The sequence below is a fragment of the Vibrio sp. 10N.247.311.12 genome (assembly GCF_041467515.1).
GTDB classification, from domain to species: domain Bacteria; phylum Pseudomonadota; class Gammaproteobacteria; order Enterobacterales; family Vibrionaceae; genus Vibrio; species Vibrio crassostreae_C.
This window is the reverse complement of the sequence record NZ_JBFSUV010000061.1, coordinates 1-15,213: the sequence shown is the minus strand read 5'-3', so window position 1 is coordinate 15,213 and position 15,213 is coordinate 1. Positions and strand designations below refer to the sequence as shown.

The 15,213-nt window shown below is 43.5% G+C and carries 15 protein-coding genes and 1 other RNA gene; 6 read left to right on the top strand and 10 right to left on the bottom strand.

Annotated elements, in window-relative coordinates; translation table 11 throughout:
- Positions 1 to 238: 238 nt before the first annotated feature.
- Entirely contained in the window at positions 239 to 1,303 is a 1,065-nt protein-coding gene (locus AB6E30_RS20670; protein WP_017059741.1) for an HlyD family secretion protein, read from the top strand.
- Entirely contained in the window at positions 1,293 to 2,306 is a 1,014-nt protein-coding gene (locus AB6E30_RS20665) for a multidrug DMT transporter permease (protein ID WP_372105069.1), read from the top strand. The genes AB6E30_RS20670 and AB6E30_RS20665 overlap by 11 nt, the downstream gene beginning before the upstream one ends.
- Before the next feature lie 113 nt (positions 2,307 to 2,419).
- Here AB6E30_RS20665 and AB6E30_RS20660 read toward each other — a convergent pair whose 3' ends face one another.
- Both AB6E30_RS20660 and yfcC read right to left on the bottom strand, forming a co-directional pair.
- The gene (locus AB6E30_RS20660; protein WP_017059743.1) at positions 2,420 to 3,427 is read right to left on the bottom strand and encodes a succinylglutamate desuccinylase/aspartoacylase family protein; all 1,008 of its coding nucleotides are present in this window, start codon (positions 3,425 to 3,427) and stop codon (positions 2,420 to 2,422) included.
- Positions 3,428 to 3,555: 128 nt separating this feature from the next.
- Entirely contained in the window at positions 3,556 to 5,034 is a 1,479-nt protein-coding gene (yfcC, locus tag AB6E30_RS20655) for a putative basic amino acid antiporter YfcC (RefSeq protein WP_017071864.1), read from the bottom strand.
- 398 nt (positions 5,035 to 5,432) lie between these two features.
- Between yfcC and AB6E30_RS20650 the strand changes: the two genes are divergently transcribed.
- Positions 5,433 to 5,987, top strand: a complete 555-nt coding sequence (locus AB6E30_RS20650) for a recombinase family protein (protein WP_017071865.1) — start codon at positions 5,433 to 5,435, stop codon at positions 5,985 to 5,987.
- Here the strand turns inward: AB6E30_RS20650 and AB6E30_RS20645 are convergent.
- Positions 5,984 to 6,901 carry a DUF6236 family protein gene (locus tag AB6E30_RS20645; RefSeq protein WP_372105067.1) on the bottom strand — a complete coding sequence of 306 codons (918 nt, stop codon included), beginning with the start codon at positions 6,899 to 6,901 and terminating at the stop codon, positions 5,984 to 5,986. The genes AB6E30_RS20650 and AB6E30_RS20645 overlap by 4 nt on opposite strands.
- A 716-nt stretch (positions 6,902 to 7,617) precedes the next feature.
- Here AB6E30_RS20645 and AB6E30_RS20640 point away from each other — a divergent pair.
- Positions 7,618 to 8,439 carry a hypothetical protein gene (locus AB6E30_RS20640; RefSeq protein WP_372105065.1) on the top strand — a complete coding sequence of 274 codons (822 nt, stop codon included), beginning with the start codon at positions 7,618 to 7,620 and terminating at the stop codon, positions 8,437 to 8,439.
- Positions 8,440 to 8,758: 319 nt separating this feature from the next.
- On the opposite strand, the gene AB6E30_RS20635 is transcribed toward AB6E30_RS20640, so the two are convergent.
- The 5 genes from AB6E30_RS20635 to smpB all read right to left on the bottom strand — a co-directional run bounded on the left by AB6E30_RS20635 (position 8,759) and on the right by smpB (position 11,685).
- The gene (locus tag AB6E30_RS20635) at positions 8,759 to 9,136 is read right to left on the bottom strand and encodes a hypothetical protein (protein ID WP_372105064.1); all 378 of its coding nucleotides are present in this window, start codon (positions 9,134 to 9,136) and stop codon (positions 8,759 to 8,761) included.
- Between the two features lie 237 nt (positions 9,137 to 9,373).
- Positions 9,374 to 9,871, bottom strand: a complete 498-nt coding sequence (locus AB6E30_RS20630; protein ID WP_372105062.1) for a hypothetical protein — start codon at positions 9,869 to 9,871, stop codon at positions 9,374 to 9,376.
- Positions 9,810 to 10,670, bottom strand: a complete 861-nt coding sequence (locus AB6E30_RS20625) for a DUF6538 domain-containing protein (RefSeq protein WP_372105060.1) — start codon at positions 10,668 to 10,670, stop codon at positions 9,810 to 9,812. Before AB6E30_RS20625 ends, AB6E30_RS20630 begins: the two co-directional genes overlap by 62 nt.
- 96 nt (positions 10,671 to 10,766) lie before the next feature.
- Positions 10,767 to 11,133: a transfer-messenger RNA gene (gene ssrA, locus AB6E30_RS20620) on the bottom strand.
- Positions 11,134 to 11,199: 66 nt separating this feature from the next.
- Positions 11,200 to 11,685, bottom strand: coding sequence for an SsrA-binding protein SmpB (smpB, locus tag AB6E30_RS20615; protein ID WP_004735156.1), 486 nt, complete (start codon positions 11,683 to 11,685; stop codon positions 11,200 to 11,202).
- A gap of 119 nt (positions 11,686 to 11,804) precedes the next feature.
- On the opposite strand from smpB, the gene AB6E30_RS20610 reads away from it, so the two are divergent.
- Positions 11,805 to 12,233, top strand: a complete 429-nt coding sequence (locus AB6E30_RS20610; RefSeq protein ID WP_372105058.1) for an SRPBCC family protein — start codon at positions 11,805 to 11,807, stop codon at positions 12,231 to 12,233.
- Positions 12,234 to 12,236: 3 nt separating this feature from the next.
- Positions 12,237 to 12,545, top strand: a complete 309-nt coding sequence (locus AB6E30_RS20605) for an RnfH family protein (RefSeq protein ID WP_017069541.1) — start codon at positions 12,237 to 12,239, stop codon at positions 12,543 to 12,545.
- A 171-nt stretch (positions 12,546 to 12,716) separates the two neighbouring features.
- On the opposite strand, the gene bamE is transcribed toward AB6E30_RS20605, so the two are convergent.
- Positions 12,717 to 13,076: an outer membrane protein assembly factor BamE gene (gene bamE / locus AB6E30_RS20600; protein WP_010438918.1), complete on the bottom strand. Its 360-nt coding sequence runs from the start codon at positions 13,074 to 13,076 to the stop codon at positions 12,717 to 12,719.
- Between the two features lie 167 nt (positions 13,077 to 13,243).
- Positions 13,244 to 14,908, bottom strand: coding sequence for a DNA repair protein RecN (gene recN, locus AB6E30_RS20595; RefSeq protein WP_372105056.1), 1,665 nt, complete (start codon positions 14,906 to 14,908; stop codon positions 13,244 to 13,246).
- Between the last annotated feature and the right edge of the window lie 305 nt (positions 14,909 to 15,213).

The window sequence follows — 15,213 nt, the reverse complement described above, 5'->3', positions numbered from 1 at the left end:
AACTTATCTAAGTTCGTAGCAGAACAGATCTAAACAGCCACACATTTCATTAATGGGATGTGTGGCTTTTTGTTGATTGTTAATTGATGATTGTTGCCGTGACAATATTTCAAGTAATCGTTTGTTTTTACTCAAGAGACAGATCGACTAGACTACAATGAAGTGGAATTCACTTTAATTTTTAAAACATCGTATTCGGCAGGCGAGTAAATCGTGCTGTCGGATCGAGAGAGAGAGCATGTCAAAAGCAGAAAAATCTTCGCGTAAGCTTAGTTTAATTATTATTTCGGTTATTTTAGTAGTGTGGCTTTACAGTTTGTGGGCCGACCGCGTCACACCAATGACGGGGATCGCCCGTGTTCACTCTTATATTGTGCGTATTGCTCCTGAAGTTTCTGGCAATATCACGTCTGTGCAAACTGAAAATAATCAGGTCGTTGAAACGAACCAAGTGTTGTTTGAAATTGATGCTCGAAACTATCAGATCAGTTTGCGTTCCGCTGAAGCGAATCTTGCTCAAGTAGGCCAAAATATTGGCGCAAGCACAGCGGCGGTTAACGTTGCACAAGCGAAAGTGACCGAGGCGGTTGCGGCTCGGGATAATTCTCGAGAGCAAGCGAGTCGAGTGAGTGAACTCGCCAGTAAAGGGCTGGTTAGCCGCTCTGAATTAGACAACGCCATAGAGAATCGTGATCGTGCTGAAGCGTCATTGAAAGCCGCAGAAGCCTCTTTGGTTCAGGCAAAACAAGCGTTAGGGCCAGAAGGGAGTGATAATCCACAAGTGTTGGCGGCGATTGCAGCCCTTGAGCAGGCTCAGCTCAACTTACAGAAAACCCAAGTGATGGCTCCTTCTCATGGCGTGGTGAGTAACCTACAACTGACGGTAGGCCAGCGAGCAACCGCAGGCTCACCTGTTTTGACCTTTGTTGATCCGCGAGAGGTGTGGATATCTGCGTTATACAGAGAAAACTCGCTAGAGCATATACAAGTCGGGCAAAGAGTTGAGATCGTATTGGATGCGTTACCGGGGCGAGTGCTATACGGCACGGTTGATAGCATTGGTTGGGGAACGGGTGGCAGTAATAGCACTGACCAAGAGACTGGCTTTTTAAATTCAGACACCAATTCTATTGCCGCGCAGCGCTACCCAGTCAATATTGTGTTTGATCATGGTGAGGTTCCAAGCAACATTCGTTTTGGTTCACAAGCCACAGTGGCTGTCATGACAGAGCAAAGTACCCCAGGTGAGTGGCTTGCTCAGCTTTGGATGAGAATTCTAAGCGTGTGGACTTATGTTTCATAGCTCAGCTAACTCCATTATTCGATTGGTGTTGCTGCCGCTTTCGCTATTGTTCTACCATCAACAAAGTGGGCAGATACTCGCTGTTTTGTCGCCCATATTTGTTGTGATGTTCATGACATTGATGCCATCCAAACCACCGATTAATTTAATATTAAAGGTGATTGTTGCATTAATCTTAATCAGCTTTGGTGTGGTGTTTTTTGGTAGTGTATTGGTCGACTCGCCAACCGGTTTTGTCCTCTATTGCTGGCTATTGCTGTTCTGGAGTTATCAGCGTAGCCATCAGAATACAAAAGATATCATCGCGACACTGACCATTATCGTGGTCATCGTGATGGTGGTGGTCAACAAGCAGATGCATCTCCCAATGGCGGGATTGCCCCTATTGTTCTTTGAAAAGCTGGTGATAGCTTTGATCGTCACTTACTTGGGGTTCTGGTTGTTCCCGGGGGATGAAGTGAATGTCCTTCCGACTGCGGCCGTTTCCGATGCGCCCACTACTGGTGACTATATCATGGTTGCATTTAAAGCGACCGCGGTTGTGGTTGTGCTGGCGATTTTGGTAGGAAATTCGGTGTCACAAACGATGTTGATTGCGATTACGCTTGGCAGTATGTTGAAAAGCCCATCGAATCACGACCACCGTACATTCAGCCGAAACAAGCTTGTCACCACTGGCGTTGGCATTCTGTTTACGTTACCTGTGATGATCATGATGGTGTCAGGCGCTCCAATCTTGGTTATTTATGGCGTGAGTTTGGTGTGTGGTTTGCAACTTGCGTGTTTTGCTATCAGGCGGCAGGCGAATCTGACGATTTATCAGCTCTTGTTTACTAATTTTACGACCTTGGCTTATCAGATCATCAGCCACCCAGGATCTGCGTCCCTCTCGGCACAAATGACACGTCTATTTGCCATTGTTTGTGCAGTCATGGTTGGCGCAGTGGTACTGGGCTTTCTCAGCAGTAATACTAATCATAGTCATACCGATCACAGTAAGTGATTAATATTTATAAGTAATAATAAGGGGATAGCTCTGCCGAGTTATCCCCTTTTCACAATATGGGTTAACGACTCAAATGCCATCAGTAAAGAGCCATTTGATGAAGTGACGTGTTACTTCAATAGTCTGACTAACAAAGCGCCCGGTTCACGCATCGGATCTTGATTGACACTGAGTACATAGCCATCAGCAGGGGCGTAATAACGTTGTTTCTCAGAACCAAAACTATCATATTGAATTGAAATCAATTGTTTTGATTGTACTGATTCACTGACCTTAACTTGAGGGAGAGCGAAACCACCGACATTGGCTCTAATGGTCACCGTTTCTTTGCCTTCAAAGCAGGCATAGTGAGGCTGATCTATCTTTGTAGAGATGATATTTTCCGAGTGCAGGATATTCATCACGCCATTCACTGAACGCTCAATGAGGTCGGGTTGTAAAACCTTTCCAGAACCAACCTCGACGGTGATAGCGGGCGTACCACTTTTATTGAGCTGCGTTTCTAAAACGCCATCATCACCTGGATCATCAAAAATACAGTCAGGATTGATCAATCGAGCCATTTTGATTGCTGCGGGGATTCGATAATCGGCAAAGACATACAAAGGATACTCTGCTCCGCGAGTTTGGGTATGCAGATCGATAGCAAGATCCGCATTATGGCTGAGTAGGTTCTGCCAAATTGAATGTGTAAAACGTTGTGAGGCATCACCGTTCGGGTTTCCAGGGAATATACGGTTAAGGTTTGCTGGGGATGCATCCGGATCCGATGAAATAAAATCTCGGCTGTGCATCAACATACCTGACACATTAATCATCGGAATAATGATGACTGTGCCGTGTATCTCCTCGTTTACGAGCTTTTGAATGACCTTCTGTGCGGTAATAACTCCATTTAATTCATCACCATGAACGCCTGCCGTTACCATTATTTTGCGAGCATTTTGACTTTGCTCACCGCGATAGACGACCACAGGTAAATGATGATTTTGACCAACACCGTTAGTTTGTGCCTCAAACCAGAAACGATGGCATCCCATCGGTAAGTCATCAACATTGAGTTGAGATATTACAGGGTGTCCATTTAGAACATCATTGGTATAAGTAGTTTTTCTCACACTAGTTTCCTTTGTCTCTGGTTCACAATCTATTCTGAGTCTGTGTTGGATGATTGTTATTGAAAGCTGTGATTAAAAATGGGCAGTAAACTGCCCATTGAGATACACGTAAATATTGAAAGGCGCTGTTATGCAAAACCCAGCAGGTGAGCCGCAACAATAATAACGCTCGACAAGCAGAATAGCAGCACGATAAAGCGCCAGCAGAATTTTGCCCAATCACCCCAGTCAATGCGGCATACACCTAGTGTTGCCATCAAAGAAGCTGATGTTGGGACGATGATATTGGTAAAGCCATCACCTAGCTGGAATGCTAAAACCGCGACTTGACGAGTCACACCTGCTAAATCGGCGAGTGGCGCCATTAATGGCATCGTTAGAGCTGCCTGCCCTGATCCTGACGTTACAAAGAAGTTGAAAATAGCTTGGAAGGCGAACATCAGCCAAGCAGCCATCGCTTCTGGCAATGCACTAATCACACCGCCCGCACTGCTTAAGATTGAATTCAGTACGCTTGGCTCGGTTGCATCGCTGCCGCCGCCTAAAATCAGCAAGATACCTTTAGCACTACCCACAAGAATAGCGGGCGCTAGCATCACACTTGCGCCTTCCTTAAATGAATCGGCCATGTCGTTGATGGTCATATCATTTAATCGGAAAATAACACCGATTAAGCCAGCAACAAATCCCATAGTGAAAAACTGAGAGGCAATTTCAGGAATGTACCATGCGTGAACCACTACACCCCAAATAACCCAGGTCATGCTCGCTATCACGGTGAGAATCACCAACGTATCGCCGATATTCCAACGTGATTGAGTCAAGTCTCCTTGTTGCTTCTTGAAGTAAACATCACCAGCTTTACTGTAAGATTTCGAAGGGTCTTTCTTTACCGAATTCGCATACCACATCGTAAAAGCGATGCCGAGCGCGGTGAAGAAAACCCATAGAGCGATACGCACCGATGCCCCAGATAAGACAGGTACACCAGCAATGCCTTGGGCAACAGCAACAGAAAATGGGTTCATCCAAGAAGCAGCAAAACCAATCTGAGTCGCTACGTACGTCACCATTACCGTAGTAATACCATCATAGCCAATACGTACCATTAGCGGCACGATAATAATGGCAAAGGCGACGGCTTCTTCACCCATACCAAATACAGCCCCACCGAGCGAGAACAGTGCAAATAATACTGGAATGAAAAGAGATTGACTGCCCTTGGTTTTGTCTATGAGACGCAAGATACCGTTATCAATAGTACCTGTGCGCATCACAATGCCGAAAGCACCGCCAATCACAAGCATAAACATGATAACGCCGATTGCTGAACCCCACTTAGATCCAGACACTAAACCTTCAAATACGAAGTTCATTAAGCCGATATCACCACCGCTGGCGAATAGTCCGACAGTATTGTAAATCGGGTTGCCTTGGGGGTCGGTGTGATAGGCAAATGAAGCTGGATCTAGAACGGTACGAGTTTTCTCTGCACCATCAGAAACATAGCTGATGTCTTGTGTTTCAAACATGCCTGCAGGTATGACATATGTCATTGCAGTCGCAAGCAACGCGATAAAGAAAATTAGCACCAGAGTATCTGGCATTTTCCATGTCTTATTTTGGATGGTATCCGATGTTGTGGTTGTCGTGCTCATTGTCAGTTTTTAGCTATAATTAAGATTGGCATAAAATATCACTAATTAAGCATATAATGTCAATTTTAAGTTGGTTTTTGGCTTGTTTGGTGGTGTTATGTTCTTGTTTTTGCGTGGCATGATGGTTTTTATTTTTAACTTGTTATTGCCTGGTTTTATTTAGAGGTAAAAAGTCCTAGCTCAGGTGCTTTTTAAGCAGTGCGGTAAGTTTCATAGAGCGACTCTGGATATATAAAAAACTATACCTTATGAGACTGTATCTAAGGTTGTCTCAAAAGCATTGACTTAGAGTTTTGATACATGTAATCCTGTAAGTGTTAAGAGGTTTTGAGACACTAGGAGTAAGCATGGCGAACGTAGGTTACATTCGAGTTAGTACAGCAGAGCAGTCCACCAGCAGACAGTTAGCAGATGTGAAACTGGATAAGGTGTTCGAGGAAAAGGTATCAGCTAAGACAGTAGACAGACCACAGCTACAGGCGTGCTTGGATTATGTCAGGGATGGTGATGTGCTGCATGTTCACAGCCTAGACCGTATCTGTCGTAGCGGTGCAGGTGATGCTGTAGGGCTGGTGGAGCAGATGAACCAGAAAGGTGTATCGGTACAGTTCCACAAGGAAGGAATGAGATTCGATGGTGTAATGAGTGCAGCGCAGAAAGGTGTACTAGGGATACTCGCAGCAGTGGCACAGATGGAAAGGGAATTGATTAAAGAGCGTCAGGCTGAGGGGATAGCAGCAGCGAAGGCAGCTGGTAAACACATAGGTAGACCGAAAGCACAGGTGACGAAAGAGGATGTGCAGAAGCTATTGGATAACGGTGTACCTAAAGCTAAAGCAGCCAAGGAGTTAGGAATAGGTCGTGCGACACTGTATCGGCTCCTTGACGCTAGAGAGTATTAAGCTGGTTTAAACTCTCTTCTCACGCTCTTGAGGTACATGAGTTCCGCTGGAGTGGAGTCGGATGATTGGCGTATTAGTTTTGGTGCAATTCCTATTGCTGCACCAGCTAAGCCAGCTTTTAACGGGTCAAAACCAAATTGCGATGCTGTACCTAGTGCAGCAAGAGTTAAGCCTAGGATACCAGTTGTATCTGAAATCACAGAGCGAAGGCTATCGACACTAATGTCTATTTTGGACTGTTCTAAGGTGCGATTGACATCTCTAATGGAAGCTTCCAGCTTAATCATTGCGGTATTTTTTGCTCTAGGTATGTCACCAGCAGTTAGCACTGACTGGTAGAGTTCATCTAGGTAACTACGGAACGCGAGCAGTTCATCATGATGCTTGTACTTAAATTCAAGTATAGAATCGAAGTGTGTGCTAACAGTAGGGACGGGTAGTAAACCGTGAAGCTCCAGTTCAATACTCTCTTTATCTACAGGAGTTGTGGTGAGAATGCTATCCGAGATTTGAGCCTTAGACCATAAGCCTGGATGTGCTTCATTGAGCTGTTTAAAAATTGCTTCATGTGAAGCAAGGATTTCATCTCCAGCCTTTTTGCTTAGGGTTACATCAGTGCAATCAACAATCTCAGCAGTCATAAAGTTAGATACATTAATCACACTGCTTTGTTCCATGCGCATTCCAAGCGAGCGAGGTTTTTCTCCATGTCGAGTTCGTTGTAACGCACCAGCTTTTTCTAGTTCTTGGAACTGCCAGCAATCAAACTCTATCGAGGAGCATTTAGGAACTTCAATCTTATCCCAATAAAGTAGGTACTTACGTAACTCAAAATCATCAGTAGCAGAACGAAATAAAGCCCCACCTGTTTCTGGATACTCAAATTGAGGAGATAGAACAATACCTATTTCCATTGATAATCGCCTTACACTCAGATAGTTAGGTTATTATGATAATGCAAGGTGTTGAATAGGGGAAAGGAAGAGAATAGACTTTATGAAGTGTGGCACTTTACTGTGGCACCCATACAAAAACAGCGCTATCCCAAAAGGCGCTAACCTATTGAAATAACGCTGTTTCCAAACGTTTGGTGGAGCTGGCGGGAGTCGCCTTCAACTGCCTTAAAAAACAGTGACTTCAATAGGTTAGGGTGTTTGTGGTTTTTGAGATTAACCCTTTAGTACCTCATCTTAGTACCATATAAGGCCAGTATCAAGATGGAAGTCTATTATCCTAAATTAAGGACGCCAGTTCAGCTCCCTGTTTGGGAGTTGAACTCGTGTCTTGTTTTTAGAGTTAGTTGAGCTACTTTTTATGGGCTTTCCCAATAGGGGGAGCGGTTTATCATGATATCCAACTTTCTGTTCTCTTAGAAAATATTGAAAAGCTCCGCGTGTGCCAGTGATTGCGAACAGTACCCTCCAAATCAGAATGAAATTTAGTATCACAAAATAATCTTAATCGACAACGTTTTATTTGCATGGTTTATCAAAAAATCATTTAGAAACAAATATTTGCAAATTTATTTTTGTGTCACTGTGTAACTATAAATTAATATACACCCAATGTTTAATTCTAATAGTTGGTATCAAATTATTAGGTGTCCGCAACATACATTGAAAGGTAAAAAATGAAAAAGTACATCCTCTTATTATTAAGCTGTATAGTCATTTCTGGCTGCGACGACGATGATAAGGAAAAAACACTTTCAGAATCAGAAATCTCAGCACTTGTTGAGTGCACTAACCTAGCAGAAGGCTATCCTTGTACTAGAAACGTATATGGCTCTTGGGGTTATCTTATTTCAGATGATTATAGAGAATTTTGCAGCTCCAAGTTTTGTTTTGCTGATGGCAGTGCATCACCAGAATACCCTGCTCTAACTAGGTTTAGAGATACTGGTGAGCTTATACCTGTTTATTATTTAGACGCAAAAGACCCTCGCTTTGAGTACGCCTTAAACAAAGCTGAAGAGATCATTGGGTATCAAATATTTGATAGAAAAGGAATTGTCTCACTTGAAATAGAAAGAGATGATCCATTTTTTGAGATCGACTACTCAGATATGCCTACAGATTGGGGATTCATTTGGAGCCAAGGAACAGTATTAGGAAGCTGTAGTGCGGGGACAGTTTCAAACGCGCCATACAGTAACAGCCTTGCTTCTTATGCTGTAGGCAACGATTATGGTATAGATAAAACCAAGTGGAATGGGGGGTATGCATGGATAAGTATTGATAGTGAATCCCCTGCTGATCCGGGTTGTACGACAATCGCGAGTAATGACGTGAGTTTACATGAGCTTGCGCATGCTCTGGGAATGGGTAATCACTTTGACGGGTTCGGAAACGGCCCTGCGTTTGATAAAAATGCAGAGCGAGTTTTACGCACTATGTACAGTAAGCAAAATCCCGCTGGCCAACCATTTGATTCGTTGAATATTGAACCATAGTTATAAACAACTATTTTGTTTAAGTAACAACGCTAATTAGGGAAGGCTATTGTCGACCGAAAGGTCACAGCAGCCTCCTTTCTAAAGCCACTCACACTTTGTCATCTTAGCTTGGGATGTGTTTTCTTAGCTGATACCTGTATGTTCTTATCTAACAGCTCAAAAATAGCCTCTGAATTAAGCATGTTGGAGAGTTCTTCCTCTACAGTGAGTTGATAGTCATAGATTAGCTGCGCTCTAGTCGGTTCCTCTAACTTACACTCAGTTAACTGGATTCAGCTCCCTGTTTGGGAGTTGAACCGAAGTTTGAACTTTACATTTACACCTTCTTTTTCTTCTGTCGAGCAACACGCTCAGCCATTGCCACTTGAAATTTTTTGGTTTTCTCGACTCTTGCTATAAGAGTGCGTTTATAAGCTTTAATTTTCCCTGCATCTTGTTCTTTTCCTTCAAGGAAGTTTTTTATCATAGAGTCAGTCCAGTTGTGGCACTGCTTTAATCCAGTTTTTGAAATCCATGTTTTGTGCCAGATTTGGCTAAGGTGTTCACGCTGTTGGTGACCATAGTGACGTCGTTCTGATTCCGAGTAGCGGTGCCACTTTCCGTTGTAATAAGGCATAAGTTCTATTTTACTTAATTGCTCTTGCCCGATTACTTCGTTTGAGGCTGAGGCTGAGGCTGAAGTTGCTATAGACATTATTTATCCTTTTTTACTTAATTAATGCGTCTTCAATTAATGTAAGTAAAAGGGGGGATGGCTGTAAATGCCGCACTTCTTCACTGTAAGTTGTTGTTTTTCATTGGGAAAACATAAATCAAGAAATATTCCCTTTACTGATTTTGTTAACTATCTGTTTTGTAAGGATTTTGTGGTGAAATTTGGGCGTGAAATCACGCCCAAAACTAAGGCTTTTTTACGATTTACCCGATTTTCTTAGGTTGGTGGCGTTATATTGAGCAATTTTACAATTGCTTCTATCTCAATCAGGTTAATTACCTCTTGAAGCTGACTAACATCTAGCTCTTTTCCGTAACGATCGTAGGTAATGTTGTTTAAGGTGTGGCCTAAGATTGCACCAGCGGCAATATGTGAAACCTGCTTTCGTTTGAACTGCGTAGCAACGGTATGCCTAAAAGAATGGAAATCATGGCCTCTACTAAAGCCGAGCTTGGTTTTAAATCGGCCATACCACTTAGAGGCGGCGCCACCAAAACCATCTCGTGAGTCCTTCAGCTCAGGAAAAACACGTTCGTGTTTAACTGAATGCAGGTAATCAATGAAGCCTAGTTCTATTAATTGTCGGTGAATTGGAATCACACGACGGCTCGTTAAGTTTTTGAGTTTCTGCCCTTCGTACTTGTCATCGATTTCAATAACCCATATCCCATCGCCGTTGGCGAACGTCCGATTTGTAAAGCTGGCAGAGTTCATTCAGTCTGGCACCCGTTAGACTTGCAAGAAGTGGTAGCCAATAGTAGTAGGGGTGTTTGAACTGTCGCTTAGTATGAATCTCGGAACTAAAGATTTTTTGTAAGTCTGTTTTCGTATATGCGTTTTTGGCTTCACTGTCTTTGCGCTGTTTTCGAAAGCGGATTTCTTTGAATGTGTTGATATCGGTGAGTTCGTTTAAGAGACACCACTCGAAGAAGCCTGACATTTTTTGGCAGTAATCTTTTACGGACTCTTCGCTCAGTGTCGGCATATCAAGGCTCTTATTGAGTTCAATCGCTCCCTTTGCCGTTAGCCCCTTAAATTGGGCGTGCTTTCTCATATTTACGGGATACATTCGTAAGAGGCGCACTGCATCCTCGGCATTACCTCTCCGTATATCGGTAAGGCTTGCCTTTCCTATTAACCCTAGAGCGGTTTGGCACTTAGCTTTCAGCATTCCGACGGCCTTTGGCGATATATGTTGGGCTTTGTAGAGACAAAAGCGTTCCAGTATCTTTTCAGGAGACAGCGTTTTAGTTTGTTTGGCTTTCGTTGCGGTGTGTGTTTTATCTTGGTTGAGAGGTTTTACTTGAGGTGATGTTGCGTTGGTAGTTGGCGCTAAAATGGTACGACGAACCTGTATCTCTAGCTCTAACGCCAAAAGAATAGCTTTGTCTTTGTTGGATGTTTTCAGCGAGCGCTTGATCTCATGGAATCCATTAAACCGATGTCGATGCTCAGAGGGGATCTGATATCGGAACTGCCAAATACCGGATTTCGAGATAGATAAATAGTGCATGCTTTAGTACCAAAACGTAGTACAAACAGCCTAATATCGAAGTTTTAGATACAAAAAGGGCGGTAAATCAGTGACTTACCGCCCTTTCCAAACGTTTGGTGGAGCTGGCGGGAGTTGAACCCGCGTCCAAAAATCATTCATCATTGGTACTACATGCTTAGTCGATCTTTAATTTCACCAGCAACCTGCGAACCGACACGCTAGTTAAAGGCTAACCTGAATTATAATTCGCGCTTTTCCTCTCAGGTGGGAGAAGCCACGCTAGCTAGTTTGGGTTTGATCTCTTATTGGTCCCCGTCTTACGAGCGGAAGCTAGGGTAAGAGAGCTCTGAGCAGGTTATTAAGCTGCTAGTGCGTAGTTTTCGTCGTTTGCGACTATTTTTTTGCGGCTTTTAACGTGGCCAACCGCCCCACGGCATGCACCTCAGACTTCAAAATTCCTGTCGAATCCTAAATCAGCCCCAAGTGTTATTTGCATAGTACCAGAAAAGCTTACCCTGTCTAGCACTGTGCGTTTAAGTGCTTAAAATTAACGCAAATTACTCTTCATAATTCGTGCTTTATCTCTCGCCCAATCTTTTTCTTTCATATCAGTACGTTTATCGTGCAGCTTTTTACCTTTCGCTACGCCAACTTTAATCTTCGCCCAAGAGCGAGACCAGTAAAGTGCGGTTGCGACAAGCGTCATGCCTTCACGGTTAATACGACCGATAAGGTTGTCGAGTTCTTTTCTCGACATTAATAGTTTACGGATACGTGTTGGGTTCGCCACGATATGAGTACTCGCTTGAGTTAGCGGAGTAATCGTCATACCACTGATGAATGCTTCGCCATCTCGGATGTATACGTAGCTTTCTGCGATATTGGTTTTGCCTTCACGTAGGGATTTTACTTCCCAGCCTTGTAGCTCAAGCCCCGCTTCTATCTCATCATCGATGAAATATTCGTGGCGAGCTTTCTTATTAAGCGCAATGGTATTACTACCGGCTTTTGATTTTGATTTATTCTTTGCCATAATGGCCTCATTATACGGAATGCGCCCTAGATGGGGAATCCTTTTTATTTGCGCTCTGGCCCAATACAATTAAAATTGCAGTTTGTGTTAATGTAACGCTGTCTTTAACAGGAGTCTATATGCCAAAGGTTACTCGTTCAGCATTAGTGTCTTTTAGTGCCGACCAGATGTTCAGCTTGGTCAATGATGTTGCTCGTTATCCTGAGTTTTTGCCAGGATGTTCTGGTTCTCGTGTGATCGAATCTTCGGATTCCGCGATGGTGGCTTCGGTTGATGTCTCTAAAGCTGGTATCAGTAAAACATTCACTACGTCGAATCGAATGGCGGATGGTGCTGAAATTTTAATGGAGCTGGTAGATGGCCCGTTTAAGAAGCTGGAGGGGGGCTGGTATTTTACTCCGCTCGATGAGCAAGCGTGTAAGGTTGAGCTTAAGTTGGAGTTTGAATTCTCTAGCCGAATGATTGAAATGGCATTTGGTAAGGTTTTCAATGAGCTGACGAGCAATATGGTCAGTGCTTTTACTCAACGCGCGAAACAGGTTTACTAAGCCATGACTATTGAATCAGATATGATCCACGTAGAGGTTGTGTTTGCGCTTCCGCACGAACAGCGTGTGTTTACCTTGGTGGTGAACAAAAACGCGACTGTGGAAGAGATTATTGCGCAGTCTGGTGTTTTGGAACTGTATCCAGAAATCGACTTAGCGAAAAATAAGGTTGGCGTGTTCAGCCGTAACGTTAAGCTAGATGCGACGGTTCGTGATAAAGACCGTATCGAAATCTACCGTGCACTGTTAGCCGATCCAAAAGAGATTCGCCGTAAGCGTGCTGAACAAGCGAAAGCGGCGGCTAAATCGTAATACCAAACAAATTTGAATGATAAAGAAGCTCGCATTAGCGAGCTTTTTTTCATCTGTTTGTTAGACAATACAGTCTACAGTCTCATTTGTTAGCAGATATTAAAAAGCCTGCTCATATGAGCAGGCTTTTGCGATTCTTGCTTTTGACTGGAAAGCTTTGTTAGTTGAAAGCTAGCGAAGGCTTTCGAAGAATTCATCACTGGCTTCAAAATCACCATTGATCGTCACTAAGGTGCCCGTTGCATCAAAGTTAACAACAAGATTTTTTTGAATCGAGTCTTCATGGCCTTTTGTGTGGTGGTAAATGTAGTACCACGTATCTGGGTAGCCATTTTCGATAAGCATAGGTGAGCCCATAACGTAACGAACTTGTGTTTTTGTCATGCCAAACTTGAGCTGATCGACAGCTTCCTGTTCAACATAGTTACCCTGATTGATGTCAATTCGATAAACCAACTTCTCTAATAGAGAGCAACCGGTCAACATTGTTAGTGCAAGTGGAACTGCAACTAACCACTTTTTAATTCGCATAGTTTGAGATCTTTCTTCGCTAAAATACTGCCTGATAATAAACAAGCTCCAGCAAGAAGTAAAAAGCTCCTTGCGCTTTGAGCTTGTTATGACTGGCAATTTTGAATTAAGTTGCAAAATTGCCAAGAATTTTCGGTAAATTATCAGAAAGTTGCTGAATATGTAACCTATGCTGCGATTAATAACTCTTTTGCATTGGCAAGCGTCGATTCGGTAATCTGGCTGCCACCAAGCAGTCGAGCAAGCTCTGAAACGCGTTGTTGCTCATCAAGCGTGTGCATTTGAGTCTCGGTTTTACCTGATTTCGTGTTCTTCGCTACAAAAAGTTGTTGGTGACCGCAACCGGCAACTTGAGGTAAGTGAGTCACGCACATAACTTGTGTCGATTCGCCCAGCTTACGTAGCATTTTTCCGACAACCGCAGCGGTTGGTCCACTGATACCCACATCGACTTCATCGAAAATCAGGCTTGGTGTATCCACTTTTTGCGCTGTGATCACCTGAATCGCCAGTGAGATTCGTGATAACTCACCACCAGAGGCCACTTTCGCAATCGGCTGCATCGGTTGGCCTGGGTTGGTCGAAACAATGAAGGTCACGTTATCCATACCCAATGGAGAAGGGTGTGTGTTGGTGTTGTTCACTTCAATGGCAAACTGCGCTTTTTCCATGCTCAGTTCGTGCATGCTTTGCGTGATCAGCTTGTTGAGCTCTTTTGCGTAACGAGTTCGAGATTTATGAAGCTTCTCTGATTTAGCAACGAACGATTGGTATTGGTTTTCCACCTCGTTTGCCAGTTCTTCTAATTTTTCATCAGAGCAATCAAGCGCTTCAACTTGTTGTAGTAAGTCTTGATGGTGATTATACAGCTCTTCAGGTAACACGTGGTGTTTACGAGACATCGACATCACTTTAGAGAAACGCTCCTCAACGTAAGCCATACGACCGGGATCAACATCAATGCTGTCTAGGTAGGTTCTTAACTCGTTGTTGGTCTCTTCGATCTGAATAATGGCTTCAGAAAGCAAGTTCGGTAACTCGGCCAATCTTTCATCTAGCTCAGCTAGCTGAATTAAGGAGTTATTGGCCGATTGCAGAATACCAAGCGCATTAACTTCTTCGCCTTCATAAATAAGCTCGATAGCTTGCTGACAGGTTGTGGCCAGTTCTCCGCTATTGGAGAGGCGCTTATGCTCTTGTTCGAGGTCTTCATATTCTTCCTCCCCAATAGACAGCTCATTTAACTCTTTGATTTGGTATTCAAGAAGTTGTTTTTGAGCTTGGTTTTGCTGGCTATTTTCACGTAACTCTTTTAAGTGGTTATCCGCTTGTCGCCAGGCTTGATAAGCATTACGTGTCGATTTCAATAGGTTCAAGTGGCCTGCGTATTGATCAAGCATGGCCATTTGGTAATCGCTTTTCATCAACTGGTGATGCGCGTGTTGACCATGGATGTTGATCAGCAGTTGTCCTAGCGATTTCAATTGCGAAAGAGGGACAGGGCTACCGTTGATGAATGCACGAGAACGACCTTCTTTTGAGATGGTTCTGCGCAGGATGCACTCACTGCCATCAAGCAATTCGTTGTCTTCTAACCAGCGGGTAGCATGCAGATTGTTCTCAAGTAAAAAAGCGGCACTGACTTCGGTTTTTTCTTCACCTTGTCGAACCATTCCTGCATCGGATCTTCCTCCAAGGCATAAGCCTAAAGCATCGATAGCGATAGATTTACCCGCACCAGTTTCCCCGGTGATTGTTGTCATGCCTTTAGAGAGTTCTAGCTGTAAAGACTTAACAATAGCGAAATTATTAACACTTAAATGAGCCAGCATTTTTATTTACCTGTATAACTGAACAATACTGTATATAAGCTCAGTATATACTGTTTCTTTATACAGTAAAGTCGACAGGTGAAAATTTTTTGCGACAGCTCTCAGAATTGAGCTTGTCTGTAGATCACTGAAACCGCTATAGATTCCCAACTCAGTCGTTCCTCCCTCTTGGGAATGACGATGTGGTGGATTGGCGTAAAGATAGAGGCGGTGGGCTTTTAATCGGCAATAAAAAAGGCTGACGAATGTCGTCTAATGCCGATCGTTTAAGAAGACTTGAACGATCCTGCAGTTAGCAGATAATC